Here is a 26951-nt window from a genome sequence, read left to right as displayed (position 1 = left end):
GCTGAGAATTGCTTATGCAATATTTTGATGGTTTAAAAGAGGTTGTTACATCTTATCTTCCAGCTAAACAAGTTGAAATTATTCAAGATGCTTATCTCTTTGCTCAAAAGGCGCATGACGGGCAATTCCGATGTAGCGGTGAACCTTATATCACTCATCCAGTCGCGGTTGCGACAATTTTAGCCGATATGCGACTGGATTATGAAACAATCATCGCTGCACTCTTACATGATACTATTGAAGACACACCTGTTACCTTTCAAGATATAACGGAAAAATTTGGCAAACACGTTGCTATTTTAGTTGAAGGTGTTTCTAAATTAGATAAATTAAAATTTCGCAACAGACAAGAGGCACAAGCTGAAAATTTTCGCAAAATGGTTCTTGCCATGACCGAAGATGTGCGCGTAATTTTAATTAAACTTGCTGACCGTACCCATAATATGCGAACACTGGGCTCATTAAGACCCGATAAACGTCGTCGTATAGCAAAAGAGACATTAGAGATTTATGCCCCTTTAGCACATCGTTTAGGTATTCATCATATTAAAACTGAGCTTGAAATATTGGGCTTTACGGCGATGCATCCTAATCGCGCAAAAGTTTTAGAAAAAGTTGTTGATGTCGCTCGCGGCACCAGAAAGGAACTTATTGAGCAAATTTTGTCAGAAATTAGAGGGCGTTTAGCCGATGCTCACATTGATGCAGTCGTGGAAGGATTAGAAAAAAATATCTATGTGATTTATCAGAAAATGCAAATGCGTGAACAGCATTTTCACTCAATCATGGATATCTATATTTTTCGTGTTGTCGTTAAAGATGTGGATGCCTGCTACCGAGCTCTCGGTTTAGTACATAATCTATATAAACCACGTCTTAATCGATTTAAAGATTATATCGCCATTCCTAAAGCCAATGGTTACCAATCGTTACATTCATCGTTAATTGGTCCTCATGGTACTCCAGTAGAAGTGCAAATACGCACTGAAGATATGGATCAAATGGCTGAAATGGGTGTGGCTGCTCATTGGGTATATAATGAAAAAGATGAGATTACGCATACTACTGCCCAAATTAAGGCTCAACGCTGGATGCAAAGCTTATTAGAACTGCAACAAAGTGTTGGTAACTCCTATGAATTTATTGAAAATGTGAAATCGGATCTGTTTCCTAAAGAGATCTATGTCTTTACGCCTAAAGGTCGCATTGTTCAATTACCTGAAGGGGCAACGGCCGTTGATCTCGCTTACGCAGTCCATACTGATATTGGTCATCAATGTATTGGCGCAATTGTTGATCGCAAACCTTATCCGCTATCCCAACCATTAAGTAATGGACAAACGGTTGAAATTATCACTTCACCTGAAGCTCGACCTAATGCTCGCTGGCTCAGTTTTGTGGTGAGTTCCAAAGCCAGATCGCGTATTCGTCAAGCGTTAAAATCGTTAAAACGTGAAGATGCCATGGTGCTAGGACGTCGATTACTCAATTTAGCGCTAGTTAACACAGGTGGAATTGAAGCTCTTACTGATCAACAGATCAAGAAAATTTTGCAAATTACCAAAATACAATCCTTTGATGATGTATTGGCTGAAATTGGCTTAGGTAATATTATGAGTCACTTTATCGCCAAAGGCTTAAAGCATAATGAATTATTGCAAGATCAATCTGATCCGAGTTCAACTTTAGTGATAACGGGTAGTGAAGGTGTTTTAGTTACTTTTTCAAAATGTTGTCATCCAATACCTAATGACCCTATCATTGGTCATGTGAGTGCAGAAAAAGGTTTAACCGTACATCATGAATCTTGTCGTAATATAACCGGTTATCAAAATAATCCTGACAAGTATATTCCTCTTAAATGGGCGACAAATATTGACCAGTTCTTTGTTGCTGAAATTTGGGTAGATATTTTAAATAATCAAGGATCATTAGGTCATGTTCTTTCCATCATAAACGATGAAAAAGCTCATCTACAATGGTTAAATACGGAAGAAAAAGATCGACAAATTTATACTATCATCTTACAAATTGAAGTGAAAAACTCTCAACAACTTAATGAGTTAATGCGTAAACTGTCTTTACAACAAGATGTTGTAAGTGTGACTCGTAATATCAATTAATTATTATGGTAAACCGTTTTTTCAATCACATTCCATTAATTAACTTAAGTGGAATTGGTAGTAGTTTAGAAAAAAAATTCCATACTCTTGGTATTGATACCATTCAAGACTTATTATTTCATTTTCCCTTACGTTATGAAGATCGCTCTTCATCATGTGCCATTGGTGATGTAGCTATTGGCGAACATACCACGATTGAAGGTTGTATTATAAAAACCGAAGTGATTTTAAAACGCAAACAAATGTTAGTTTGTCATATTCAGGATGAATCAGGCATAGCGATATTGAGATTTATGAATTTCAATGCTGGCATTAAAGCAAGTTTGGCTCAAGGAAAATGGGTAAGTGCTTACGGTGAAATAAAAAGTGGAAAAAATTATCCAGAAATTATTCATCCACAATATAAAGTTAAAGCAAGTCGTGAAGATAATGCCTTAGCCGATGCGAGTCAGGAAAGATATACCCCTATATATCCGACAACCTATGGGTTAACTCAAAATGTGATTCGTAAGTTAATTCAATCTGCTTTATTACTGTTAAAACGTAATCCTCCTGCTGAGATTTTACCTCCTCAATTAGCGAGCCATTTTTTACCCGCGTTAGATTCATTAAATATCATTCATAATCCACCAATTGATACCGATATTAATCAATTAGTCACTGGTGAGCATTGTGCGATTAAACGATTTATTTTTGAAGAGTTACTTGCTTATCACTTAAGTATGTTGCTATTGAAAGTCGATAATCAAAAGCAACAAGCTTATGCCATGCATACAAGTCAGAAGTTTATAAAACCTTTTTTAGCATCATTACCTTTTAGTCCTACGAATGCTCAGCAACGTGTCGTTGGGGATATTTATAAAGACATGGCTAAACCTATTCCAATGATGCGTTTAATTCAAGGGGATGTGGGTTCAGGTAAAACTTTAGTTGCTGCATTGGCGGCATTAAATGCCATAGAAAATAATCAACAAGTTGTCTTAATGGCTCCGACCGAGATATTAGCGGAACAGCACTATAACAATTTTAAGCAATGGTTTGAACCTCTTGGCATAACTGTGGATTGGTTATCTGGGCGTTTAACTACAAAAAATAAAAAGCAGCGTTATGAAGGCGTACAAAGTGGCAATATCACTATGTTAATTGGTACGCATGCTGTTTTTGTTGATAAAGTGGAATTTGCAGCTTTAGGCTTGGTGATTATTGATGAACAGCACCGCTTTGGTGTTAATCAGCGATTAACATTGTGGGAAAAAGGTATAAAAGAAAGTATGCATCCTCATCAATTAATTATGACGGCAACACCGATCCCAAGAACGTTGGCAATGACTGTCTATGCTGATTTAGATGTTTCGGTGATTGATGAGTTACCGCCTGGCCGCACGCCTGTTACAACGGTCGTTATTCCTAATTCTCGCCGAGATGAGATTATTGAAAAAGTCAATCAAGCTTGTTTAAGTGCACGGCAAGTTTATTGGGTTTGTACCTTAGTTGAAGAGTCAGAAACACTTGATGCCCAAGCTGCCGAAATATTAGTTGAAGAATTGCGTGAGCGATTACCTAATTTATCCATAGCGTTAATACATGGCAAAATGAAATCAGATGAAAAGCAGTTGGTCATGCAAAACTTTAAAGCAGGTAACACTCAACTCTTAGTTGCAACAACGGTAATTGAAGTTGGTGTTGATGTTCCCAATGCAAGTTTGATGATTATTGAAAATGCTGAACGACTCGGGTTAGCTCAATTACACCAATTACGTGGGCGAGTCGGCCGTGGTAGTGCCGTTTCTCATTGTGTTTTAATGTACCAAGCTCCACTTAGTAAGGTCGCTCAATCCCGAATGAGAGTCATGCGTGAAAGCAATGATGGTTTTGTTATTGCCCAAAAAGATCTTGAAATTCGTGGCAGTGGTGAAATTTTAGGGACTCGTCAAATGGGTGTAGCAAACTTTAAAATCGTTGATTTAATTCGTGATCAACATCTGATTAGTGAAGTACAAAAAACATCTAACTATCTACAACAAAACTACCCACAAGTCGCCCAGCAATTAATAGCTTGTTGGCTTCCAGATCGTCAAAAATACATTAATGCTTAGTGCTAAACGATTATTTATTTTTTAAGCCTAATCAATCAGATTAAATATAACTCTAATACGACTGATCTTTTTTATAAATGATTTCTTTTTGGGAATTTCTTGGTAAAAAAGTTTCAGGTTACACCTACGTTTCAGTAAAAAATGGTTAGGATAATATGAATTGTAATGATTTAACGTTAAATCCCTGCTTATATCAGTAAAATCAGACATAGTAAAAGATCTTCTTTTTTGACTGAATAAAAGTGACTTTGTAAAAAAGTTTCAGGTAACACCTACGTTTCAGTAAAAAATGGTTAGGATAATAGTATGAGTTGTAATGCTCTAATACTATATGCCACATCTATCAGTAAAAAAAGACCAGTGTATGGATTGTTAAATAGCGTTCAAAAAAGTGATCAATATAAAATAATTGAATACGCCCATTTTTTAATTGATGTCGTTGTAGATCGGTTCATAAAAACTCATTTGATCCAAAAAAATTAAAAATTAGATTGAATGTTGCAACCTAACTCAACATAAGTAAACAAATGAATATTTTTGATATCAAAGTAATATATAACGATTTGATTATTTATGCTTTGCACGGATATGGCTATCGTGTAATATAGTCGGCATCGTACAAATGAAATAATTGTGAATGTTCTATGAAATCACCTATAAAATTACTTTCTATACTTTTAATTACATTGACATTATTGGGATGTGGACTGAAAGGACCTCTTTATATGCCTGCTGAAAACTCAACAGCATCAATGGATTCGGATTCAATTAACCAAACATCATAATGGAATAGCTTATGGATTTTCTACATTATCAAAACGGTCAATTATTTGCTAATCAAGTTGCTATATCTGATTTAGCTGAGCAGTATGGTACACCATTATATGTCTATTCATCAGATTATATCACTAAACAGTTTTTAGCTTATCAACAAGCTTTAACCGATACGAACCACTTAATCTGTTATGCAGTTAAGGCTAACAGTAATTTATCCGTATTAAAACAATTGGCAAATTTAGGCGCAGGATTTGATATTGTATCTCAGGGTGAGTTGGAACGCGTGCTAAAAGCGGGGGCAGATGCTAACAAAGTCGTCTTTTCTGGTGTGGCAAAATCAATTGTTGAAATTGAACGTGCACTGACAGTGGGTATCAAATGTTTTAATGTTGAGTCCGAACCTGAGCTTTACCGAATCAATGATATTGCTAAAAGATTAAATAAGATTGCAGCAATTTCATTAAGAATTAACCCCGATGTTGATGCCAAAACTCATCCTTATATTTCAACCGGATTACGTGAAAATAAATTTGGTATTAGCTATCAGTTAGCGTTGGATGTGTATCGTAAAGCCCAATCATTATCGAATATCAAAATAGCAGGCATTGACTGTCATATCGGTTCTCAGTTAACTGAATTATCGCCATTTTTAGATGCGGCTGATCGTATTGTGGCATTAGTTGACGAATTAAACGCTAATGACATTAATATTGAACATATTGATTTAGGTGGTGGACTTGGTGTTTGTTATAATGATGAAAAAACCATATCACCTTTACAACTTGTTACTGAGTTGAAAAAGAAATTTGCCAAATACGCTAATGTTGAGCTTCTCTTTGAGCCGGGTCGTTGTATTGTGGCCAATGCGGGACTATTAATTACAAAAGTAGAATATACTAAGCATCAAGATGGTAATCATTTTGCCATTGTGGATGCGGGTATGAACGATTTAATTAGACCAGCCCTATATGACGCTTGGATGCGAGTTTTACCAGCAAAAGAACCAAAATCATCAGATGAGACCTTGATATATAATGTCGTCGGCCCAATTTGTGAATCAAGTGATGTGTTGGCTTATCAACGTGAGCTTTCGGTTCAACAAGATGATTTGTTAGTGGTTTGTAGTGCTGGAGCTTATGGATTTAGTATGGCATCGAATTATAACAGTCACCCAAGACCTGCAGAGGTGATGCTAATTGGCGAGCAACAACATAAAATTATTCGCCAGCGAGAGTCATTTGACGATTTATGGCGAGGTGAATCTCTATAATAAATAAAATTTCTGATGATTTAGAAATTCAGTGATAGGGTTTCATTCATCAGTCATTGTGATGACCTTATTAGGTTATATAACTCAATAGATAATTATGTTTTTTTCAATAGAAGGTAGAAATAGATGAACTTTTCAAAAATGCATGGACTCGGAAATGATTTTATGGTCATTGATGCGGTAACCCAAAATGTTCATCTTTCGACTGAAATGATTAAACGTCTTGCTGATAGATATACTGGAGTTGGTTTTGATCAACTTTTGATTGTTGAGCCTCCTTATGCTCCAGATACCGATTTTCATTATCGAATTTTTAATGCTGATGGTAGTGAGGTTCAGCAGTGTGGAAATGGAGCTCGTTGTTTTGCGCGTTTTGTTCGCTTAAAAGGTTTGACTAAAAAACGGACTTTAAAAGTTAGCACGATGAAAGGTAATATTGTGTTAACTGTTAATGATGATGAGACGGTAAGAGTCAATATGGGGCAGCCTACTTTTGAGCCGAGCAAAGTACCATTTAAAGCAATCAAAGAAGAAAAAACATACATCATTCGAGCCCAAGAGCGCACAATATTATGTGGCGTTGCTTCAATGGGTAATCCGCATTGTGTTCTTCAAGTGGATAATGTCATTACCGCAGAAGTAGAAAAATTAGGACCATTATTGGAGTCGCACGAACGTTTTCCTGAACGAGCCAATATTGGTTTTATGCATATTATCGATCGTAATAATATCAATTTACGCGTATTTGAACGTGGCGTTGGTGAAACTCAAGCTTGTGGAACTGGAGCATGTGCGGCTGTCGCGGTTGGTATTAATCAAGGATTGCTTAACAGCAAAGTTAAAGTAAACCTGCCTGGGGGTAAGTTAGTCATAGAATGGCAAGGAGCAAATAAACCGCTTTACATGACAGGTCCCGCTACGCATGTTTACGATGGATTTATTGCGATTTAAATTTGGTTTGATAGTAAAGTCGATTAGTAAAATTTCATTCTTGGTTAATAAATTATTTAAAAAAAACTAACTATTATGAGTTTAAGTAATTTTTTAGCCTAGTGTGTCATATCGGTTATAACAGAGATTCAGCATGGTTGCTAAAACAACACAATCTTATAAAACAAAAAATACAAAACCAACAACTCGTAAAATGAAATTGAATGATGAGATGGTTAGTCAATATTTGAATGACAATCCAGATTTTTTTATTAGAAACGCAAGTCTTTTCGAAAATATGCGCATTCCTCACCCAATTAGAGGAGGCGTTTCACTCCCTGAATGGCAAATGGCAAGGCAGCGCAATAAAATTAGTCATCTTGAGGCTGAAATAACCTTGTTAATGGAATATGCGCGTTCTAATGAATTGTTGTTTAATCAATTTATGGATCTGCAAATTCAAATATTTAAAGCTGATGATCTTGACGAATTGGTACAAATATTAAAAAATTGGGCAAAATCGTTGGGTCTTAATGGTGCTTATTTATATCTTTTTGATGATAAATGGTTAATTAACGCTCCTTCAAAATATCAACACTATGCTTTAAATCGTTCAGGTTTTGATTTTATTCGAGTTAGGCATCTACAATACAGCAACCAATATCTAGGTCCATTAAATACTACTGAACTGGATTTTTTATTATCTGAACGTAATTATATCGGTTCTGTTGCTTTATCCTTATTAGGACAATTTGGTGATTTGGGGATCTTAATGTTTACCAGTTCTGATCCGCATCATTATCAAGAAAAACAAGGTACACTATTATTGGAAAAAGTGAGTCAACTATTACCTATATTAATTGAAAAATGGGTTATGCGAAAAAAATAAGGTAAGTTATGATTCAATCCTCTCAAAATAATCTTTGTTTACTAACCGAACCGGTTGAGCGTTTTTTAAATTATCTAAAATCGGAAAAACAGCTTAGCCTAAATACCCAAGTCAATTATCGACGTCAGCTTTATGCGCTTATCGCCATCGCAAAAGAAGTGGGTATCACCAAATGGCAAGATGTAGATTCATCAGCAGTAAGATTATTGATTAGTCATAGCAAACGAACCGGTTTACAGGCAAGAAGTTTATCTTTAAGGTTATCGGCGCTACGCAGTTTTTGTGATTGGATGATAAAAAATGAATCTATTAGTGCCAATCCCGCTCGTGGTGTTTTAAATCCTAAATTAGGGCAACATCTTCCTAAAAATATTGATATTGATGAAATTAATCAATTGCTCGATATTAATTATAATGATCCTCTTTCTGTACGCGATAGAGCAATGCTTGAACTTATGTATGGTTCAGGTCTACGATTGTCAGAATTAGTCAATCTTAATTGCCGTGAATTGAACTTGAATGAGGGCGAAGTCCGAGTGATGGGTAAGGGGAACAAAGAACGAAAATTACCACTAGGTTATGAGTCTATTAAATGGATTAATAATTGGTTATCAATGCGTAATTTATTGGATCCCAAGGATGATGCCTTATTTATCTCCAAATTAGGTAAACGCATTTCACCTCGTAATGTCGAAAAAAGATTTGCACAATGGGGTGTTAAACGCGGATTATCAGTGCATGTTCATCCGCATAAATTACGGCACTCATTTGCCACTCATATGTTAGAATCAAGTGGTGATTTGCGAGCCGTACAAGAGTTGTTAGGTCATGCAGATTTATCGACCACACAAGTTTATACTCATTTAGATTTTTCACATCTGTCTGAAGTTTATGATTCTACCCATCCAAGAGCGAAAAGAGGAAACAAGTAATGCATATTTATCGTTCCATGAACACAATTAAGGCAATCACTTTCGATCTGGATGATACTTTGTATGATAATAGTGACATTGTTGAAAAATCCGAAGAGGAAATTGTCAAATATTTACAGCGTTATGACGGTTTACAGCATTTGACCGTATCAGGACTGCATTTAGAGAAAAAAGCGGTGCTTGCTGCGAATCCAGAAATTTATCATGATGTTGTAGTTTGGCGAATTGAAACCATCAAATCTCTTTTAAATAAGGCAAAAATTCCATCAGAAAAATGGTCAAACATTATTGACGAAACAATGGATACATTTAATTTTTGGCGTCATAAAATGCATGTTCCACCGTCGACTCACTCCTTATTAACTAAATTAGCATCCAAAGTCCCTTTAGCGGTGATCACCAATGGTAATGTTGAGGTTGATAAAATTGGATTAAGTGATTACTTTCAATTTTCTTTACGTGGGGGTGCTGATGGACGCTCAAAACCTTTTCCTGAAATTTTTAATTTAGCGATTACCAAATTGGGTGTACCAGCAGGTAACATATTACATGTAGGCGATAACTTATTAACTGATGTGAATGGTGCCATCAATAACGGTTTATTAGCCTGTTGGATAAATATCTTTAATCAAGATATTTTTCATCTTGCTGATGCTCGATGTTTACCCCATATTGAGATAAGCCAATTGCCTGAATTGGATAATCTGTTATAATTTTGTAAATATCTGTATAAATAGACAGTAAGGCTAAGTAGGATTTACATTTAATTAAAAACCTTTCTTTGTATCCTATTTATTTACAGTCAATAAACAATATTTAGATACACAATGAATATATTTGTAATGCTTATGAAATTGAAACCAACTCGTATTTGTTATAACCAAAATAGGTTTAAATATAATGGAAATTAAAAAATCATTATTAGAAGACCTCAATACCGAACAACAAAATGCAGTGACTACCGATAACCAATATACTGTTGTACTTGCAGGGGCTGGAAGTGGTAAAACACGTGTTTTAGTTCACCGAATTGCATGGCTGTGCATGGAAAAACATTACTCTTCCCAATCCATCTTTGCCGTAACTTTTACGAATAAAGCGGCGGTTGAAATGCAAGAGCGTATCCAAGCATTAGTTGGCGAAGGGTATTTTAGTGGGATGTGGATTGGTACTTTTCACGGATTAACTCATCGTTTGTTACGGATGTTTTCACAGCAAGCCAAATTACCTTCTAACTTTCAGCTTATTGACTCGGAAGATCAGATTCGTCTTATTAAACGAATTTTTCGAGAGAATAAAGTTGATGAAAAACAGTGGTCAGCGAAAGAGTGTGCCGCTTTTATCTCTAATCAAAAAGAGATGGGATTACGAGCTAATGACATTGCACCTGAAGATCCTAAGCAAATAATGTGGCAAACCATTTATCGAGATTATCAAGCAATTTGTGACAGAGTTGGATATGTTGATTTTTCGGAATTAATTTTACGAGCTTATGAACTGCTCAACCAAAATCATGATGTACTAAATTATTGTCATCAGCGTTTTTCTAATATTTTAATTGATGAGTTCCAAGATACGAACTTAATTCAATATCGATTAGTAAAAAAATTGGCTGGTGATACCGCTAACGTCATGATTGTTGGTGATGATGATCAATCTATCTATAGCTGGCGTGGTGCTAATGCCGATAACTTACAGTTGTTTATTAATGATTATCCAGATACTGAAATCATCCGTCTAGAACAAAACTATCGTTCAACCAGTAATATTTTAGATGCGGCTAACATTTTAATCGCCAAAAATCAAAATCGCTTAGGTAAAAACCTATGGACGGATAGTGGCGAAGGTGAAAAGATTTCACTTTATGTCGGTTTTAATGATATTGATGAAGCAAGATTTGTAATTGGTCAAATCAAAAAACGTCATGAAGAAGGTGATAAATATTCAAGCTGTGCCATTTTATACCGTAATAATGTTCAATCGCGTATTTTTGAAGATACGTTATTACAAGCAGGATTACCGTACCAAATTTATGGTTCAATACGCTTTTATGAACGGCAAGAGGTTAAACTAGCACTGGCATATTTGCGTTTACTGCATGATCACAGCAATGATATGGCTTTTGAAGCGACCGTCAATACTCCAACCCGTGGTATTGGTAATGTTACACTTGATAAAGTGAGACTTACTGCTAAACAACATAATCTTTCATTATGGGATGCTTGTTTAATGTTAATCCAAACCAATGCATTAACTGAAAGACAGCGCTCAGGTTTGAGTCGTTTTCTTGAATTGATGGCATCAATTCATGAAGAAGTGGGACAGTTGCCATTTTATCAGCAGCTTGATGTAATGATTAAATTATCTGGTGTGCAGCAAATGTATGAGCAAGAATCAGGAATTAAAGGACAATCACGGTTAGAAAATCTTGAAGAACTGGTGTCGGCTGCGGAACAATTTTTCCATAATAATGAAAACACGGTTATTCAGGATAATGTAACGGGTAAAACACTCACAGTACTTGAGTCCTTTTTAGCTTTTACCTCACTAGAAAGCCGCGATGTTGTCAAAGCTCAAGATTCAGTGCAGTTAATGACGTTGCATTCAGCTAAAGGATTAGAGTTTGATAATGTTTTCATTGTCGGATTAGAAGAAGGCCTCTTTCCTGCACAACGTTCAGTGAAAGATAATGACCGCATGGAAGAAGAGCGACGCTTAGCCTATGTTGGTATCACTCGTGCTCGAAAACATTTGACATTAACTTTATGTGAATTAAGACGACTTTACGGCCGCGAAGAACGTAATTTACCTTCTCGTTTTTTAGCGGAATTACCGGTTGATCGATTAAACGAAGTTAGTTATCGAGGTATGATCACCTCATCTGAGTTTAAATCGAATGATCTAAACAAAAAAGACCTCAGTAAAAATGAGCAATTTATTCTTGATCGTAAAAAATCCTATCTTGAAAAACAACGCGAAAGTGAGGGTTATATTTTAGGTCGAAAAGTTAAACACCATCGCTTTGGAGAAGGCACCATTATCAATCTTGATGGTGAAGGTGATCATAAACGCGTTCAAATTGCCTTTGTTGATGAAGGGGTTAAATGGTTGGTGATTAAATTAGCTAATCTTACTTTACTTTAATATTGAAAACTTGAGTAATAATAAAGGCAAAAATTTAATTTGCCTTACCTATTTTTAGAACTTTGTCGTTATATTGTCGCTTGATCCGTTACCGATTGGGAGAAGATTTGATCAAACGATTGCTTAGTGCGAGTGCATACCCAATCGTTTTCTGAATAATCAAAATGATAGCCTTGTTTTTCTGTCGCTAGCCAAACTTGGAAAAGGGGTTCTTGAGTATTGACGATAATTTTACTGTAATTGGGAAAAGTTATGGTAATCACATTACCATTTATTTCATAATCAATGTCAATGTCTTGTTCTTCGGCAAAGTGATCTAAAAATAATTCGATCTTATTAAATAGTTGATCGGTAATAGCATGAAATTCAGTGATGTTCATAGGAAATTAATCAATATTGATGTAGTAAAATGATATTAGCATAATCGATAACTATCTGCCACAAGAAGTGGCAGTCAGATATCAACAAAAAATCAGTAATATTTAATGAGCAATAGATAATGAACAACCAACAATTAACAATCGACGTTGTTCATTATTGTCAATTGCATTTGCCCATTGGTTAGGCGTGTCATTGGTACTCACCAAACGACCATCACCAAAGTAATTTTCAAATAATTGGATTATTCCTTTGGCGATTTCTTTCTTGTCACAGTTTGCGAAATGTTGAATTACAATTGATCGGTATGTGATTTTTTCACCTTCACTATTTTCTTGCACGAGTGGAGGAATAAAATTCACCACCTCATTAAATACGCGAATTTTTTTATTATAGGGATGCAGTACAATAGAACTCCTATCAATAAAAGAATAGCCTATCGATTTATCTTCATTAAATTTAGTCATTGGGATAAATTGTTCCCCAATGCGCGAATCTTTTAAATTTTCATTTGTTTCATGAGAGCTATTTGTATTACTTTTATTATTACTGGTTGAAGTTGAAGTGTTAAAATCATTACCTAAAGCTGAAAAAGAAAAGAGAATAAATAACAAATATAATTTTTTCATTTAGAGTTTATCCCCATTTTTTGAATTAGTTATAATTAACTTTTGATTAATATCTTTTTCTTGCTGGGATTTCAGTTTTTCTTGGTTCTCTTTTTGTTTTAATCGGTTATAATCTTCAATTCTTTTTTTACGCTTTGCTTCATATTCCTTATCGATAGGTTTCATATCTGGGCGTACTGAATAGAGAATTTTTTTATCAATATCTCCTTGTATTGAGCAAATTATACGACTTTGATCATCTGTAATCGGTTCTAAATATAAGGATTTTTCAACAGTACCCGGTTTTGGTATCACCATGTCAATTGAATAAGGGTTATCTAACCAAGTTTGATTTTTACTTTTGCGATCATAAATTTTAGGATTAGCAAAATAAATTTTTTCGTTAAAATTTAACCAGTTAATATTAGTAAGCGACTGTTTAACGTCTTGAGATTTATTGTCTAAAATAAATCCCCAATAATAAAATTGGCCAGATAATGGGGTTGGAATAAAGATATTTTGATAGCCTACAATATTTAACCCTTTGTATTCAAGTGGTTTTTTAAATATCACCTTATTTTTATTATTATATTCAACCGAATCGACAACAATATAAGCAAAGTTATCAACAGTGGCTAAATCCGCATACTGACCGAAAGTGTCTTTACTTATTGCTAATTGCTTGAAAAATTGATTATCACACTGAAAAAAAGAATCAACTACTTTATTTGTTTCATTTACGATAGTTTGGTCTTGTGCATAAACCACAAAAGAAATTAGTGAAGAGCAAATAAGCACAAACAGTTTTTTAATGAACATGGAGGAGGCCCTTTTTAAGTAATTCTTCTGCTAATGTGTGTATAGTTGTGTATGGTATTGTAAAGTAATGTAAATGTTATTGTCAATCTTGTGTAGATTTATTTTCTATAAAAACAAGTAAGTCACCGTTTTTAAACGATATTTCGACAAAATCCATGATAGCTTTATTTCTTAAGCTTGTTAATCCTCTTAACGTTAATGTTGCATTAATTAATGGATATTTAACGCCTGTAACTGTGACATTTGTGACTTTAGACAATGGGATAAAAGAAATGATATGGTTTTTTACATCATAAATAGTTTGCTGTTTTTTGGAAAAAAAGAACTGACAATAGTTATCATAAAAAGTAAAATCCAATCGATGATAATAATGCATTGCAACTGATAAATTTCCTAAGAAATGGTCACTGGCATGACCAGAAGCACCATAGATATCAAATTTTTTCACCCCTTTATTTGCTAAAAATAAGATTGCTTTCTCAAAATCCGTTTTATTCTGATCAGGGGTATGAATAATTTCGATTCCTCTTGGTAGAGTACGGCTTTTATCTAAACTATCTAAATCACCAATAATATAATTAGGGATTATTGATGAAGTATAAAGATAGTTATGATAAGCGCCATCTGTTGCGGCAATAAAAGCATATTTATCTATATTGTCGGGATAGCGCTTGGGCGGTTCCCCATTTACAAAAAGTAGGGCTCTATTGCTTTGCATTGTCATATACTTTGCTGTTTTATAAAGTTAAGGTATAGGCCATTATAATGGCATCTTCCTGTTTTCCATCAACAGTTGGATAATAATTTTTTCTGATTGTTATTTGGTTAAAACCAAGTGAATGATATAAGCGAATCGCTGCATCATTGGATTTTCTCACTTCTAACCATAAAGAGGCAATAGGTTTATTAGAATTGAGTGACATCAATTCTTCAATTAATTTATTTAAAAGCTCTTTAGCTAATCCTTTCTGTCTAAATTCAGGGTGAATTGCAATGTTAAATAGATTGGCTTCATCAGCAACCAGTTGGCAGATGCAAAAACCAATTATCTTATTATCTATGGTCAGCTTTAAATTTAAATAACGATCGCCTTGATTTGAAAAAAACGTCGTTTTAGACCATGGGAGCGTATGACAAAGCTGCTCTAAAGCAAAAGCCTCGGTTAAATCATTATGATTGAGGATGGAAATAGTTTTCATATTGGCATAATTGTCGCCAAAGTTGGCGTTTTTGTTGTGGTGCATTAGCTAAAACATCTAAACTTGCTGTTTGTATGGTTAATTGATTTTGCCAGTTTTCATCAGGCGTAATATCGATAAACCAAACTACCGTTTTTATATCGCTAGCTGGAATAATCAATTGTGATGGTGTAAATATTAATACTTGATCTTCTTTTAGCCGAATAGCATTAAGAATATCTTTGTATATTTTTTGCATTGGTTTTTGGTCGGCAACAACAATTAAACGAATTTCATCACTAATATGGGTTGCCATTTCACCTTTAAATACGGCTGAATTACGCAAAATGTATTGAGTAATATTGCATTGTTGCAAATACCAATCTTGTTCAGTCATTATGGAATTACTATTTTTTATTAGTGAATAATAAGGGTTAATTGTATAATCAACGACTAAAATTATAAAGGTTTTTTCATTGAGGTACTATGGCAACATCTGTTTTTACTCCAGCAAGTCAGGTAATTGAACGTCATCAAACATTTTTTAATGATAAAAATGTGATTATTGCAGGTGATATACAAGATAGTTATCCTGCAATAATGGTCGCAAATCAAGTTAAAATTCACTGTACTCAATTTCATACTTATTTGCGTCTAAAAAATAGTGTGCGTGGTGCGCAAACTAATTTTTCGTTACTCCCGGATGCTGAATTTTATGCTGGAATGAATACGCTAATTTATTACTGGCCAAAAACGAAAAGTGAAGCACAATTTCAGCTCTCTTATTTACTTAATAATATGCCCAAAGGGAGCGATATCTTCATCGTCGGTGAAAATCGTACCGGTATAAAAAGTGTTGAAGCGTTATTAAATGATTTTGGTACCATTCAAAAAATTGATAGCGCAAGACGCTGTGGATTGTATCATTTTCAAGCTGAAAGTCGTTTAGCGTTTGATTTAAATGAATGGTGGTTGAGTTATCATCTAACCATTGAAAATCAAAATATTGAAATTAAAAGTTTGCCAGGCGTGTTTAGCCAAAAAGGTTTGGATTCTGGAACCGAATTATTACTCAATGCTTTAGTTGATCATGCTGAAATCATCAAAGGCAATGTGTTAGATGTTGGTTGTGGTTCGGGCATATTATCTACGGTTGTCGGTAAACTATATCCAGATATTGAGCTTACCTTGTCAGATGTGAGTAGTGCAGCAATTGAGTCAAGTAAAGCTACGCTAAATTGTAACCATGTCAAAGGAAGTGTTGTTGCAAGTGATGTATTTTCTAATTTAAATGATAAATATCATCTTATCATCTCTAACCCGCCTTTTCATGATGGTAAAGAGACAAATTACACAGCCGTCAATACGCTAATTAAAGAAGCCAAAAAACATCTAAAATTAAATGGTTATTTGTGCATTGTGGCAAATTCATTTTTGCCTTATCAATCGATTTTAGACGAAACATTCAAAAGTGTGGAAGTCATTGCACAAACAACTAAATTTAAAGTTTATTTAGCGAGTCATTAAATAGCTAAAAGCATTTGTTTCAATTTATTTAAATAAGTTACGGTGTTAGCCGTAACTTTTTTGGGTTTTACTAAAACTAAATTACTCGCGAAAACTGCTGTTGTCTTGCCATTTTACGCATATAAGTATCAAAACACATGCAGATATTACGGATCAATAAGTGACCTTTAAGGGGAACTTCAATTTTATCATTATGAATGATGACCAATCCATCTTTCTGCAATGGCTGTAAAAGTGCTAAATCTTCGGCAAAATAATCGTCGAAATTAATATTGTATTGCTGTTCAATCATTTTCTTATCAAGATAAAAATGACAAATTAATTGTTTTATCACATCACGACGGATAAGGTCATCACGATCTAATGTGAAACCTTTCCATAAACCATTACCGATCTGTTCGACTTGTTGTTGATAGGTTTTAAGATCTTTTTGATTTTGCGCATAACTATCGCCTAACATGCTAATTGAAGAGACGCCTAATCCGAGCAAATCTGCATCACCTTGTGTGGTATAACCTTGAAAGTTTCGATGTAATTTATTGTTCTGTTGAGCAAGAGCAAGTTCATCGGTTGGCTTAGCAAAATGATCCATACCAATATATTGATAGCCTGCTTGGGTTAGCTTTTCAATACTGGTTTGTAAAATCAATAATTTTTGCGCCGCATTGGGCAAATCGTTATCTTTGATTTTGCGTTGAGCTGCAAAGCGACTTGGTAAATGTGCATAATTGAACACACTTAAACGATCCGGCGAGATATCAATCACTTTATTGAGTGTTTCGGTAAAGCTGGCAACCGTTTGTTTGGGTAAACCATAAATTAGATCAAGGCTAATTGAATGAAAACGATTTTTGCGAGCTTGATCGATCAATGACCGAATTAAATTTTCGTCCTGTTCGCGATTAATCAGATTTTGGATCTCATGATTAAAATCCTGAATCCCCATACTTAAGCGATTAAAGCCAACACTGGCTAAATGATCGATAGTTTGTGGCGTAATTTCACGAGGATCGATTTCAATTGACAGCTCGGCATTATCAGCAAAGTTAAAATGGGATTTTAGAGAGGTAATTAATCGGCTAATTTCTTGATCCGTTAAAAAGGTGGGAGTTCCTCCTCCCCAGTGCATTTGTGTCACCACTCTGTTTTCAAAAAGTTTGGCGCGTTTTGCTATTTCAATGTCTAAAATATCAAGGTATTTAGTGACTTTGTGTGTTTGACGAGTAATAAGTTTGTTACAACCACAAAAATAACAAAGTTTATGACAAAACGGAATGTGTACGTATAAGGATAAGGGTTGAGTAGGGTAACGAGAAGTCGCGTTCAAAAAATCCTGTTCATTATAACTTTCATTAAATTCAAGTGCAGTGGGATACGAAGTATATCTTGGACCAGAATAGTTATATTTTTCAATTAAGGCCTGATCCCATAATTGTGTTTCAGTCATGCTTCTGTTTCCGTTTAAGTCTGTGTTTAGCGTTATTATATCCATGACTTATTAAAGTTGGTTTTCGCTTAGTTATACGTTTTGCTCGGGTTATTGTTTTCAGTTTAATCTGGTTTGTTTTATGCAAATACAATAATGTGCAAATTAATAATCCAAAATATAAACTTAACATTATCAATATTGGCATTACTATTTGCTCGCTATTTGTTATAAATTATGATTTGAATAAGATATCCATTATTATCAACGTGTGTCAGGGATTTTTTATGACACAATCCCTGACGTTACTGAAAAAATAATATTAGGCAAGCTAAAATTATTGCCTACAATTAATTACGTTTTAATAAACTCACAATATCTTCTTTCTGATCATCGAGATCTTCAAAATCATCGTCGGTATAACCCAATTCTTGCATCAGTTCATCAATTCGATTTAATTTGCTGTCCAAATAAGTTTGTTGCTCTTTAGTCAACTTGCCATTTTGTTCAACTAAATCGAGTAACATATCCAATTTAGGATCGTTTTCAAGTTGCTCTAATTCTTGTTGTGGTGAAAGAACCGTTTTTTTAGGTTTAGGTTGTTTAACTACTTTAGTCGTATTGATATTTGTATCAACGACTAAAGCAATCGGCGTTTTACTGCCTATACGTGGATCTTTTACTGCTTTTTGAGTATTGTTATTTTTGTTATTATCTGTATTATTAAAACGTGAACCACTAGGCAAACCTTTATGTTTGCGTTTACGTTTGAGTTCGCGAGACTCTTCATTAATTTCTTGACGGCTTTTTTTGGGTTTTTGTTTCGATTTAGTTTTTAACATACTATCTCTGTTTTACACTTTGGTTAATCATTTATTCAACGTATTTTATCAGTAAGTCTAAAATATAGCTATGAGGAAGACACATTGTGAATTTGTGATTGTAAAATTACAGTTTTATGTATAATCTGAGCCGAATATTCTAGAATCAATCGTTATAGAGAAATAAACATGAATAATCATTTGAGTCCATACATGCAATTTAGCCGTAAAGAATGGGCAAGCTTGCGTAATTCGGAACCAATGACTTTAACACCAGAAGAACTCATTTCCTTACAGGGAATCAATGAAGATTTATCAATGGATGAAGTGAGTGAAATTTACTTACCTTTATCAAGATTGCTTAATTTCTATATTAGTAACAGTTTTAGTCGGCAGGCAGTATTATCCAAATTTTTAGGTAAAAGCCAAAAAATCCCTTATATAATTGGTATTGCAGGCAGTGTTGCTGTTGGTAAAAGTACTACAGCACGTGTATTACAGGCATTGTTAACTCGCTGGCCAGAACATAGAAAAGTAGCTTTAGTTACAACAGACGGTTTTTTATATCCAAATAAATGCCTTGAAGAGCGAGGCATTATGAATAAAAAAGGTTTTCCACAATCTTACAATCTTAAAAAGCTCATTAACTTTGTTGCCGATATAAAATCAGGACAAGCAGAAGTTAAAGCACCGGTTTATTCACATTTAGTTTATGATATTGTTGAAAATGAAGAGATCGTGATTGACAGTCCAGACATTTTAATTTTGGAAGGATTAAACGTATTACAAGGTGCGGTCAATTATACTCAAGCACATAATCGAGTCTTTGTTTCGGATTATGTCGATTTTTCAATATATGTTGATGCTGATTTATCTTTATTACATCAGTGGTATGTGAACCGTTTTTTAAAATTTAGAGCAGGGGCTTTCAGTGATCCTAATTCATACTTCAATCACTATTCTAAATTGCCAGAACAAGAGGCAATCAGTATTGCCAATCGCTTATGGCGCGATATAAACGAATTAAATTTAGTTGAAAACATTTTACCAACCCGTGAAAGAGCCAGTTTAATTTTGACAAAAGGTGAAGATCACAAAGTAGATTATGTTCAATTAAGAAAATAAACTTAGGAGGTTCAATATGAAATCAGCAATAGGGTTATTAAGTAAATTAAGCATTATCACTTTAGTTACAGCGTTTTCAGTAAATAGTTATGCATCAAGTAATGATACACGTGAAGAATTAACTTGCAATGCTAAAAAGCAAGCAATCGAAACAAAAATAGAACAAGCTAAAAAAGCCAATAATACTTTTGAAGTAACAGGACTTGAAAAAGCACTTCAACAAGTTAACACCAATTGTTCCGATGAAACATTGGAACAAAAATTTAAAAGATTGGTGGATGAAAAAAGCAAAAATGTTTCTGACAAAACCAAAGAATTAGCCGAAAAAACGAAAGAGTATGAAAAAGCTGGAGTTGATGCAAATCAAGATAAAATTGATGCATTAAAATCTAAATTACATGATGCAGAAAAAGAACTTTCTGAAGCAAAAAATAACCTAGCGGATTATTATAAAAAAGCTAAAACTAAATAATCTGAATTTTTTAATTTTGTCCAAATTAAAAAGATAGGTTCACACGGCAAAATAATATTGAAATTTATTTAATCAACATTGACCTCAAGTAGTTATTTAACTATTTGAGGTCATCTTTTTTATGCAATTTAACTAAAATTCTGGCAAATATATTTTCATTTCACTTAGATTATTTTTGTAAAAATGATTTATAATCCTTAAATATTAATTAACATAATAAGTATAATCATTCAGAAAGAAATATAATGGAACATGTTTCTAAAATTCGTCAATGTATAAAAGTTGCTACTCAAGGTTTTATTGGACGTGAACAACTAGCGGAACTGATCATACTCGCAGCTATTGCCCAAGAACATTTATTAGTCATCGGACCGCCAGGTACAGCAAAAAGTGCTGTAGTAAGGCGAATGGCTAAAATCATGAATGGTAACTATTTTGAATATCTATTAGGCCGTTTTACAGAACCGTCCGAACTGTTTGGAACCGTAAATCTTAAAAAACTTCGTGAAGGGACGGTTGAAACCGATACTCAAGGAATGTTACCTGAAGCAGAAATTGCTTTTTTAGATGAAGTATTTTTAGGATCAACTGCCATTTTAAATACTTTACTTGGCATATTAAATGAACGTAAATTTAGACGTGGACATACTCAAATAAGTTGCCCATTAAAAATCTGCATAGGGGCATCAAATTCACTTCCTCAAGATGAAGAGCTGGTTGCTTTCGCTGATCGTTTTTTAATTCACCTTTTTATTGATCCCGTAACGGATAATTTTATTGAAGATATGTTAGTAGGTGGGTGGCAAGCTGAATTTACTGATGTTGATTCATTGAGTTCATTAACTGAACTTTCAGCAATAAGTGATAATCTTAAAAATGTTAATTTAGATAACATTATTTCTTTTTACGCAGATGCTATTCGGTTACTTAGACAAAATGGAATCATTTTATCCGACAGGCGAGTAGTAAAAACACTAAAACTTATTGCTGCTGCTGCGTTAATAAATGGTCGATTTGAAGCTCAAAAACAAGATATCTGGCCTTTATATTACGTATTACCTACTTTAGATATGCAACAACGCGGACAAGAAATCTTAAATGATTTTTTTACACTCTCAAATAATTCTCAATTGTTTTATGCAACTGAATTGGCTACACAACAACCGAATGCACGTCTGCAACGCCTAATTGAACAGGCTAATAACTGCCTAAATAATGGTGGTGTTCGAATTGAACATGTGTTACGTGAAATCGATGCTAATTACACCATCGATACTCTACCTGAGCCATTAAAGCAGTTAAGAACACAATTAATTAAATTGATTGTCTAATATGAACAACAAGATTGTTATTAACTGGCATTGGCAACCCAATGATGATGAAGCAATAACCCCTATCGCGGTTGTTGCTTGGCATGAAACGGTTAAACACTTACTTACTCATCTTTCAAAAAATTTAGATAAATTCGATTTAACTAAATTTCAATTTATCAAAGGTAACCATTTTATTATTATCATCGGTCCGTCCTCTCAATTACCTTGGGTTGATGGTGTGCAATATGCTATGGTTGACAACCAGACCCCTTTACTTTGGCTACCATGTCATGCCAAACCCTCCGTTCCTTCTTTACTTCTAGCCGATGCTATAGCGAATAAATTTGAGCATAAGCATGTCCTGTTATGGGATCGTCCGCAGGCTATCATTCCATTAAGTTTTAGCTGGCCTTTAACTAAAGAGTTTATTCAATATGCCTTATAAACCACTACCCAAACCATTTCAAGCTTGGCAACATTGGTTATCAAGGTTTGATGAGAACTTACAACCGATTATTGCTGATTTACTTTTGCAATTTAATCTTTTTATAGGTTCAATCAGCGAAAGTCGATGCAGTAAACAACTATCATCAGATTCAAGCGATTTGCAAAAGCGAGGAAAATATGAACATTTGTTAACAACTGAATGGTTAATTGCTCAAGAAGAACCTGATGAATTTATTCGCCGAGCAGCCAATAATGAGCATCTTTTTTTAACGCCAGCATATGAAAAACCAAAAGCGAATGGAGTGATTATCGCTTTGTTTGATTGTGGATTACTACAATTGGGTATGCCTCGTGTGGCACATCTAATTTTGATGATATTATTTGATATCCGTGCTCATAACCTTAATAGCCAATTTTATTGGGGCATCTTACAATCTAACTCAGAATTGATGTTATTTTCAGGTATTGAAGAGCTAAAGTTATTATTAAAAAATCGTACTATGAATTGCCTCGATACTAAACATCTTGATTATTGGAAAGATTATTTAAAACAGTCTGAATTACTTTATGATGAGTGCTGGATAATTGGGAATAATTTTTCAAAAGTTGATTTTGCTACGCATAAAATATCGATAAATCGATTAATAAGTAAATTTACAAGTCTATCTGTTGATATGACTAATAACAAAATATCAAACCATTTTGAGTTAAAATTACCCAATGAAGTTATTTGCGCAAAGATGTTATCTGGACTATTTGAGTCTGGTAGTAATTACGCTGTTATTAATGAACAATCGTATCTTCCTTTAAATGCCAACTTGCATCTTGATATTTCACCTAATAGTAACCACGTTTTAGTATTTAATAGTGAAAATAACAAAATTTGTTTTATTACGATTAATGATATCTTGTCTCAAAGACAGGTATGTCGTGTCAAAAATTATTCTTTAAAATCTCATGTACTGGGTTTAGATATTCAAGGAAAACATATCGTAGCCTTGTATCAAGAAAATCAAAAATATTATTTATGGGGATCAGATATCCCAAAAAGAGAGCTATCGGAAGAGATCAACATTAACGCTATCAATCAATTATCTTATTTTCTATATCTATATGGCGATCATAATCCAAAACTTTTATACATAGACGAGCATCAATCACTTTATTCTGTGTATTGGATAAATTATTATGGTGATATCCTTAATTCTCAACATGAAATTGCCAAAAATGTAATAGTATTGTTCAAACTGAGTGAAAAACAGGCCTGTTATATTTACCAAGATGATCAAGCACAGTTTTGCATTACAGGTTATGCATTAAATCATTTGTCCTATTATTTAAGCATTAAAAAAATTAATGAAAATTTGCAATATTTTATTTCATCCGAAAATTTATGGTTGACTGGATTTGGTCATTTAGCTGTTGGTTTTGAGCATCAATGGCAAGTATTTGTTGATGAAAACAGCTATGTCGAAGTAACAACCCCCTTAGAATGGCAGGTTTTTGGTTTTTTCTATGATAATCATGAAGAAAAAATTAATTTCTTAATAATTGATAAAGATAAAAAACAAGTAGCATTGTTTGATTATCTCAGTCATAAAATTGATGTTTGTTTCAAGTCATCATATAAAATTGTTCTCTATCATTATAACTCATTGGCTCAATCGTTTTCAGTTATTATGGATAACGGGGAATTGATTTTATATTCTTTGAAAACACAATCAATAAGATTGAAATTGCATAAAGCTGATTAATGATATGAAAGAAAAAGCTTTTTTTATCCCAGAACCAACCTTAAAAGGCGTTCAAAACGTAGCGGGAATATGGTTTCCAACGCAGTGGTTTGATCGCGAGCAGCGTCAACGTCTTTTAATAAAATCATGGTTTTTAGGATGCTCAATTTATCAATTTGAACATGGTGATTTACTTAAGTTTCCATCGGCAAAAGCCGTGAATTGTGATACCTTACTTGGTTGGCCATTAATTTTAGATAACGGGATCCTCAGTTCTATGCAACTCCCCAAAAAACTGAGTTGCAAAATAATTAACTATGATTTGGTCATTGTTATGGGTAATGATATTCAATGTTATCGTTGTGAAGATGCCAACAATATCGATCCCGCTAATTGGGTTGATCTTAGTGAATATCAATTGTATGAAACCAATCGTTATTTAATAAATATCGTCCATAATGAACTACCAGAATTCAGTTTAGAGAGTCGATCCTTTGAACAAATATTTGATGGCAAAATACCATTACCAAGTCCTCGAAAATTACAATTTATTGATAGTAATGAGATAACTAATCAAGATAAAGAAATTGATGAACAAAATAATCATTTGTCTCAAGAAAAACTCATTAAAAAAAGTCATATTATTTTAGCAGTTGTTATTCCTTCAATATTGCTGATAGCATTGTATGTTATTTATTCTCTAAAAATATCTTCATTTAATACTTCACTTGGTAAAAATCTCTATAAAATATTTATTTTTATAATAGTAAGCTTTTTTCATGTGAGTATTTTTGTTATTTTTATTAAAACCATAAAAATGCTAAATCGAATATTCTCGGAAGAAACAAAAGAAGATTTAGTTGATGGCATGTTAAAAAAATCATTTTCTTACAGTATTAATGCCAATGAGTTACCACAAGTTAATCACTCATCTTTGTCATCTCCCTCTCAGCATAAAAAAAAATCACTGCTTAACAGCCATTCTTTTTTAACATTATTTTCAAAATTTAGTCATTTGTTTTCTTTTCGACAGAGTAACTACATTGAAACAATGATTAAAAAGTTTGAGAAAGGTGATTTGTTAAATGCCTTGCGTTACGCTCTTCCGATCAATGATGAGAAAAATTCAATCGAAAAAACCTATGGTACACCCAATCCACGAAATAAACTGTCGATAAGTGATTGTGTTTATGGCGATTCATCCTCAATTTATCTTGATTCTGAAAAGCTTAAATACCTGAAAAAACTATATCGACAAAGCTTTGAGACGTTAGCCAAACAAAATAAAATAGATGAAGCGGTTTTTGTTCTAGTAGAACTGCTCAATCATTTAGAAGAAGGAATAGAATTTTTAGAACAACACAACCGATATAAACAAGCCATGGAGTTAGCAATTGCAAGGAATGCTAAAACTCAGTTATGTATAAAACTTTGTTGTTTGGCAAATGAATGGAATACAGCGGTTATGTTAGCCAGACGCGATAATGCCTTTGAAGCTGTAATTTTGATGCTTGAAAAACAACACTTTGAAATAGCCAATAAATTAAAACTTTACTGGGCTAAGACTTTAGCCGAAAAAGCAGATTGGTTAGCTGCAATTGATGTCATTTGGTCACTCTCGGAATATCGTTATCTTGCTGAACAGTGGTTTAATAACATGGATATATACGATGCTAAAGCGATCGTAAAGCGTCTTATTTTAATACCTAATTCGATAATAAAACTTGAAAGAACTTTGATTGATATAAAAACTGAACAAGCTCATTATCGAGTAAGATTAGAGCTGGCTAATGAAATTTTAAAAAATCAGCAAAATATTCAAAAATTGCAAGATTTATTACGAATGATGATCAACGAGATAATTGTTGATGCCATTACTTATCCTAATGAGTTAACTAAAGCTAAAATTGCAAAATTAATTTCTCTTACTGAAGATAGAACATTACAGATAGATCTGCCTATCTCTTCATTAAAACTGGTTAGGCATAAATCTTTATTAATGCAATATCATTTGGATCATTATCAGAGTCCGCACAAAGGCCATAGAGCGATTTATGACATGATCCCGCTAATCAATAATCAATATTTGCTCGCATTAGGTGAAGCAGGGATTATAAGAGTGGATAATAAAGGCAAGCAACTTGATCATTTTATGATTGTTGCCGATAAGTTTGTCGTATCTTCGAATCGATTGCAAATTTTAGCGTTGGCTAAACAAGATAATTACTACCGCATTCATAAACTAGATTTGAGTACCAAGAAAACAATCGATTTAGGCGTTGTTAACTTCCAATTATGCTGCTTTGAGTTTGATGGTATAAATTGGGCTATCATTAAAAATAATTGCCTTGAACTGATTGATATTAGTCATAAATTATCTGTGGTACGGCGAATCGATCTTTATCCTAATATGATAAATAAGTTGGTAATAAAAAATCATGAAATAATGGTTTTAAGCCACAACGCAGAGAAAAAAGTTGAAATTTTGTATTATTGTTTACCTGACTATAGTTTAACAAAGCGATTGGAAATTGATGGGTATTATGACCGGTTAATAATGGGTCATAATCACAAGATCTTAAAAGTTGAATATATTGAATCGTCTAAACGCTTGCAATTTAAATATCACCATTACAATGATTTCGAATTTCAATTACAGATCGAGAAAAAACAATTTGATAATCTAATTATATTATCTACAGGTGAACTTATAGCTTTAGTCATTCAACGAATAGATGAAACAGGTTATGAAATTAATCTTTATCATCCCTATACTAATCGCAAACATATAACGATTGATTGGCAATCATCAACAATTGTGTCGTGTTCTTCTATCGGTAATGAATATTATTTTTTTGATAAACAAGGTAGAGTGATGCACATAAACATTAGTGAAAATAAAGTAACTTCTTTTTCTTTATAAAATTTGATTAGACAGTTAAT

24 protein-coding genes are annotated in these 26951 nt (G+C 33.6%); 16 read left to right on the top strand and 8 right to left on the bottom strand.

Annotated elements, in window-relative coordinates:
• Positions 1-14 precede the first annotated feature (14 nt).
• The 9 genes from spoT to uvrD all read left to right on the top strand — a co-directional run bounded on the left by spoT (position 15) and on the right by uvrD (position 12161).
• Positions 15-2123 (top strand): bifunctional GTP diphosphokinase/guanosine-3',5'-bis pyrophosphate 3'-pyrophosphohydrolase, encoded by a 2109-nt coding sequence (spoT, locus tag H3T96_RS09005; RefSeq protein WP_086326710.1) that lies wholly within the window; start codon positions 15-17, stop codon positions 2121-2123.
• A gap of 5 nt (positions 2124-2128) precedes the next feature.
• Entirely contained in the window at positions 2129-4219 is a 2091-nt protein-coding gene (gene recG / locus H3T96_RS09000; protein WP_144092310.1) for an ATP-dependent DNA helicase RecG, read from the top strand.
• Positions 4220-4863: 644 nt separating this feature from the next.
• Complete coding sequence (locus H3T96_RS08995; protein WP_086327526.1) at positions 4864-5004, top strand: lipoprotein; 141 nt, start codon at positions 4864-4866, stop codon at positions 5002-5004.
• An 11-nt stretch (positions 5005-5015) separates the two neighbouring features.
• The gene (gene lysA / locus H3T96_RS08990; protein ID WP_086327525.1) at positions 5016-6266 is read left to right on the top strand and encodes a diaminopimelate decarboxylase; all 1251 of its coding nucleotides are present in this window, start codon (positions 5016-5018) and stop codon (positions 6264-6266) included.
• Between the two features lie 126 nt (positions 6267-6392).
• Positions 6393-7217, top strand: a complete 825-nt coding sequence (gene dapF / locus H3T96_RS08985) for a diaminopimelate epimerase (RefSeq protein ID WP_039126192.1) — start codon at positions 6393-6395, stop codon at positions 7215-7217.
• A 133-nt stretch (positions 7218-7350) separates the two neighbouring features.
• Positions 7351-8085, top strand: coding sequence for a DUF484 family protein (locus H3T96_RS08980; RefSeq protein WP_081301648.1), 735 nt, complete (start codon positions 7351-7353; stop codon positions 8083-8085).
• Between the two features lie 8 nt (positions 8086-8093).
• Positions 8094-9017, top strand: a complete 924-nt coding sequence (gene xerC, locus H3T96_RS08975) for a tyrosine recombinase XerC (protein WP_144092308.1) — start codon at positions 8094-8096, stop codon at positions 9015-9017.
• A complete protein-coding gene (yigB, locus tag H3T96_RS08970) occupies positions 9017-9730 on the top strand; it encodes a 5-amino-6-(5-phospho-D-ribitylamino)uracil phosphatase YigB (RefSeq protein ID WP_144092306.1) in 714 nt (237 codons plus the stop codon). The genes xerC and yigB overlap by 1 nt, the downstream gene beginning before the upstream one ends.
• Before the next feature lie 187 nt (positions 9731-9917).
• The gene (gene uvrD, locus H3T96_RS08965) at positions 9918-12161 is read left to right on the top strand and encodes a DNA helicase II (RefSeq protein ID WP_144092304.1); all 2244 of its coding nucleotides are present in this window, start codon (positions 9918-9920) and stop codon (positions 12159-12161) included.
• Between the two features lie 68 nt (positions 12162-12229).
• Here uvrD and cyaY read toward each other — a convergent pair whose 3' ends face one another.
• The 6 genes from cyaY to H3T96_RS08935 form a co-directional block, all read right to left on the bottom strand.
• Entirely contained in the window at positions 12230-12541 is a 312-nt protein-coding gene (gene cyaY / locus H3T96_RS08960) for an iron donor protein CyaY (protein ID WP_039126182.1), read from the bottom strand.
• 102 nt (positions 12542-12643) lie between these two features.
• Positions 12644-13168, bottom strand: coding sequence for a surface-adhesin E family protein (locus H3T96_RS08955; protein ID WP_144092301.1), 525 nt, complete (start codon positions 13166-13168; stop codon positions 12644-12646).
• The gene (locus H3T96_RS08950; RefSeq protein ID WP_144092299.1) at positions 13169-13966 is read right to left on the bottom strand and encodes a hypothetical protein; all 798 of its coding nucleotides are present in this window, start codon (positions 13964-13966) and stop codon (positions 13169-13171) included.
• A gap of 82 nt (positions 13967-14048) precedes the next feature.
• Complete coding sequence (locus H3T96_RS08945) at positions 14049-14684, bottom strand: thiamine diphosphokinase (RefSeq protein WP_186279257.1); 636 nt, start codon at positions 14682-14684, stop codon at positions 14049-14051.
• A 19-nt stretch (positions 14685-14703) separates the two neighbouring features.
• Complete coding sequence (gene rimI / locus H3T96_RS08940; RefSeq protein WP_086308598.1) at positions 14704-15165, bottom strand: ribosomal protein S18-alanine N-acetyltransferase; 462 nt, start codon at positions 15163-15165, stop codon at positions 14704-14706.
• Positions 15137-15541 (bottom strand): DNA polymerase III subunit psi, encoded by a 405-nt coding sequence (locus H3T96_RS08935; protein WP_144092295.1) that lies wholly within the window; start codon positions 15539-15541, stop codon positions 15137-15139. The genes rimI and H3T96_RS08935 overlap by 29 nt, the downstream gene beginning before the upstream one ends.
• Before the next feature lie 89 nt (positions 15542-15630).
• On the opposite strand from H3T96_RS08935, the gene rsmC reads away from it, so the two are divergent.
• Entirely contained in the window at positions 15631-16671 is a 1041-nt protein-coding gene (gene rsmC / locus H3T96_RS08930) for a 16S rRNA (guanine(1207)-N(2))-methyltransferase RsmC (RefSeq protein WP_144092293.1), read from the top strand.
• A 76-nt stretch (positions 16672-16747) separates the two neighbouring features.
• Here the strand turns inward: rsmC and hemN are convergent, their stop codons facing one another.
• Both hemN and yihI read right to left on the bottom strand, forming a co-directional pair.
• Positions 16748-18118 (bottom strand): oxygen-independent coproporphyrinogen III oxidase, encoded by a 1371-nt coding sequence (gene hemN / locus H3T96_RS08925; protein ID WP_144092291.1) that lies wholly within the window; start codon positions 18116-18118, stop codon positions 16748-16750.
• Positions 18119-18447: 329 nt separating this feature from the next.
• On the bottom strand, positions 18448-18939 hold the full coding sequence (gene yihI / locus H3T96_RS08920) for a Der GTPase-activating protein YihI (protein WP_144092289.1): 492 nt from the start codon (positions 18937-18939) through the stop codon (positions 18448-18450).
• A 168-nt stretch (positions 18940-19107) separates the two neighbouring features.
• On the opposite strand from yihI, the gene coaA reads away from it, so the two are divergent.
• The 6 genes from coaA (at position 19108) to H3T96_RS08890 (ending at position 26931) form a co-directional block, all read left to right on the top strand.
• Complete coding sequence (gene coaA / locus H3T96_RS08915; RefSeq protein WP_039126161.1) at positions 19108-20043, top strand: type I pantothenate kinase; 936 nt, start codon at positions 19108-19110, stop codon at positions 20041-20043.
• Positions 20044-20059: 16 nt separating this feature from the next.
• Entirely contained in the window at positions 20060-20515 is a 456-nt protein-coding gene (locus tag H3T96_RS08910) for a DUF1090 family protein (protein ID WP_144092287.1), read from the top strand.
• A gap of 245 nt (positions 20516-20760) precedes the next feature.
• Positions 20761-21846, top strand: a complete 1086-nt coding sequence (locus tag H3T96_RS08905) for an AAA family ATPase (protein ID WP_039126158.1) — start codon at positions 20761-20763, stop codon at positions 21844-21846.
• A 1-nt stretch (position 21847) separates the two neighbouring features.
• Positions 21848-22273: a hypothetical protein gene (locus H3T96_RS08900; protein ID WP_144092285.1), complete on the top strand. Its 426-nt coding sequence runs from the start codon at positions 21848-21850 to the stop codon at positions 22271-22273.
• Positions 22263-24029, top strand: coding sequence for a hypothetical protein (locus tag H3T96_RS08895; protein ID WP_144092283.1), 1767 nt, complete (start codon positions 22263-22265; stop codon positions 24027-24029). Before H3T96_RS08900 ends, H3T96_RS08895 begins: the two co-directional genes overlap by 11 nt.
• 4 nt (positions 24030-24033) lie before the next feature.
• Entirely contained in the window at positions 24034-26931 is a 2898-nt protein-coding gene (locus H3T96_RS08890; protein WP_144092281.1) for a bpX6 domain-containing protein, read from the top strand.
• Positions 26932-26951 lie beyond the last annotated feature (20 nt).

It is taken from the genome of Gilliamella sp. W8136 (assembly GCF_016101285.1).
GTDB lineage: Bacteria > Pseudomonadota > Gammaproteobacteria > Enterobacterales > Orbaceae > Gilliamella > Gilliamella apicola_N.
This window is presented reverse-complemented; position numbering and strand designations above follow the sequence as displayed.

Excerpts from the sequence above, each read along its gene's own strand:
- spoT (WP_086326710.1), top strand. The coding sequence starts at position 15 with ATGCAATATTTTGATGGTTTAAAAGAGGTTGTTACATCTTATCTTCCA.
- recG (WP_144092310.1), top strand. The coding sequence starts at position 2,129 with ATGGTAAACCGTTTTTTCAATCACATTCCATTAATTAACTTAAGTGGA.
- H3T96_RS08995 (WP_086327526.1), top strand. The coding sequence starts at position 4,864 with ATGAAATCACCTATAAAATTACTTTCTATACTTTTAATTACATTGACA.
- lysA (WP_086327525.1), top strand. The coding sequence starts at position 5,016 with ATGGATTTTCTACATTATCAAAACGGTCAATTATTTGCTAATCAAGTT.
- dapF (WP_039126192.1), top strand. The coding sequence starts at position 6,393 with ATGAACTTTTCAAAAATGCATGGACTCGGAAATGATTTTATGGTCATT.
- H3T96_RS08980 (WP_081301648.1), top strand. The coding sequence starts at position 7,351 with ATGGTTGCTAAAACAACACAATCTTATAAAACAAAAAATACAAAACCA.
- xerC (WP_144092308.1), top strand. The coding sequence starts at position 8,094 with ATGATTCAATCCTCTCAAAATAATCTTTGTTTACTAACCGAACCGGTT.
- yigB (WP_144092306.1), top strand. The coding sequence starts at position 9,017 with ATGCATATTTATCGTTCCATGAACACAATTAAGGCAATCACTTTCGAT.
- uvrD (WP_144092304.1), top strand. The coding sequence starts at position 9,918 with ATGGAAATTAAAAAATCATTATTAGAAGACCTCAATACCGAACAACAA.
- cyaY (WP_039126182.1), bottom strand. The coding sequence starts at position 12,541 with ATGAACATCACTGAATTTCATGCTATTACCGATCAACTATTTAATAAG.
- H3T96_RS08955 (WP_144092301.1), bottom strand. The coding sequence starts at position 13,168 with ATGAAAAAATTATATTTGTTATTTATTCTCTTTTCTTTTTCAGCTTTA.
- H3T96_RS08950 (WP_144092299.1), bottom strand. The coding sequence starts at position 13,966 with ATGTTCATTAAAAAACTGTTTGTGCTTATTTGCTCTTCACTAATTTCT.
- H3T96_RS08945 (WP_186279257.1), bottom strand. The coding sequence starts at position 14,684 with ATGCAAAGCAATAGAGCCCTACTTTTTGTAAATGGGGAACCGCCCAAG.
- rimI (WP_086308598.1), bottom strand. The coding sequence starts at position 15,165 with ATGAAAACTATTTCCATCCTCAATCATAATGATTTAACCGAGGCTTTT.
- H3T96_RS08935 (WP_144092295.1), bottom strand. The coding sequence starts at position 15,541 with ATGACTGAACAAGATTGGTATTTGCAACAATGCAATATTACTCAATAC.
- rsmC (WP_144092293.1), top strand. The coding sequence starts at position 15,631 with ATGGCAACATCTGTTTTTACTCCAGCAAGTCAGGTAATTGAACGTCAT.
- hemN (WP_144092291.1), bottom strand. The coding sequence starts at position 18,118 with ATGACTGAAACACAATTATGGGATCAGGCCTTAATTGAAAAATATAAC.
- yihI (WP_144092289.1), bottom strand. The coding sequence starts at position 18,939 with ATGTTAAAAACTAAATCGAAACAAAAACCCAAAAAAAGCCGTCAAGAA.
- coaA (WP_039126161.1), top strand. The coding sequence starts at position 19,108 with ATGAATAATCATTTGAGTCCATACATGCAATTTAGCCGTAAAGAATGG.
- H3T96_RS08910 (WP_144092287.1), top strand. The coding sequence starts at position 20,060 with ATGAAATCAGCAATAGGGTTATTAAGTAAATTAAGCATTATCACTTTA.
- H3T96_RS08905 (WP_039126158.1), top strand. The coding sequence starts at position 20,761 with ATGGAACATGTTTCTAAAATTCGTCAATGTATAAAAGTTGCTACTCAA.
- H3T96_RS08900 (WP_144092285.1), top strand. The coding sequence starts at position 21,848 with ATGAACAACAAGATTGTTATTAACTGGCATTGGCAACCCAATGATGAT.
- H3T96_RS08895 (WP_144092283.1), top strand. The coding sequence starts at position 22,263 with ATGCCTTATAAACCACTACCCAAACCATTTCAAGCTTGGCAACATTGG.
- H3T96_RS08890 (WP_144092281.1), top strand. The coding sequence starts at position 24,034 with ATGAAAGAAAAAGCTTTTTTTATCCCAGAACCAACCTTAAAAGGCGTT.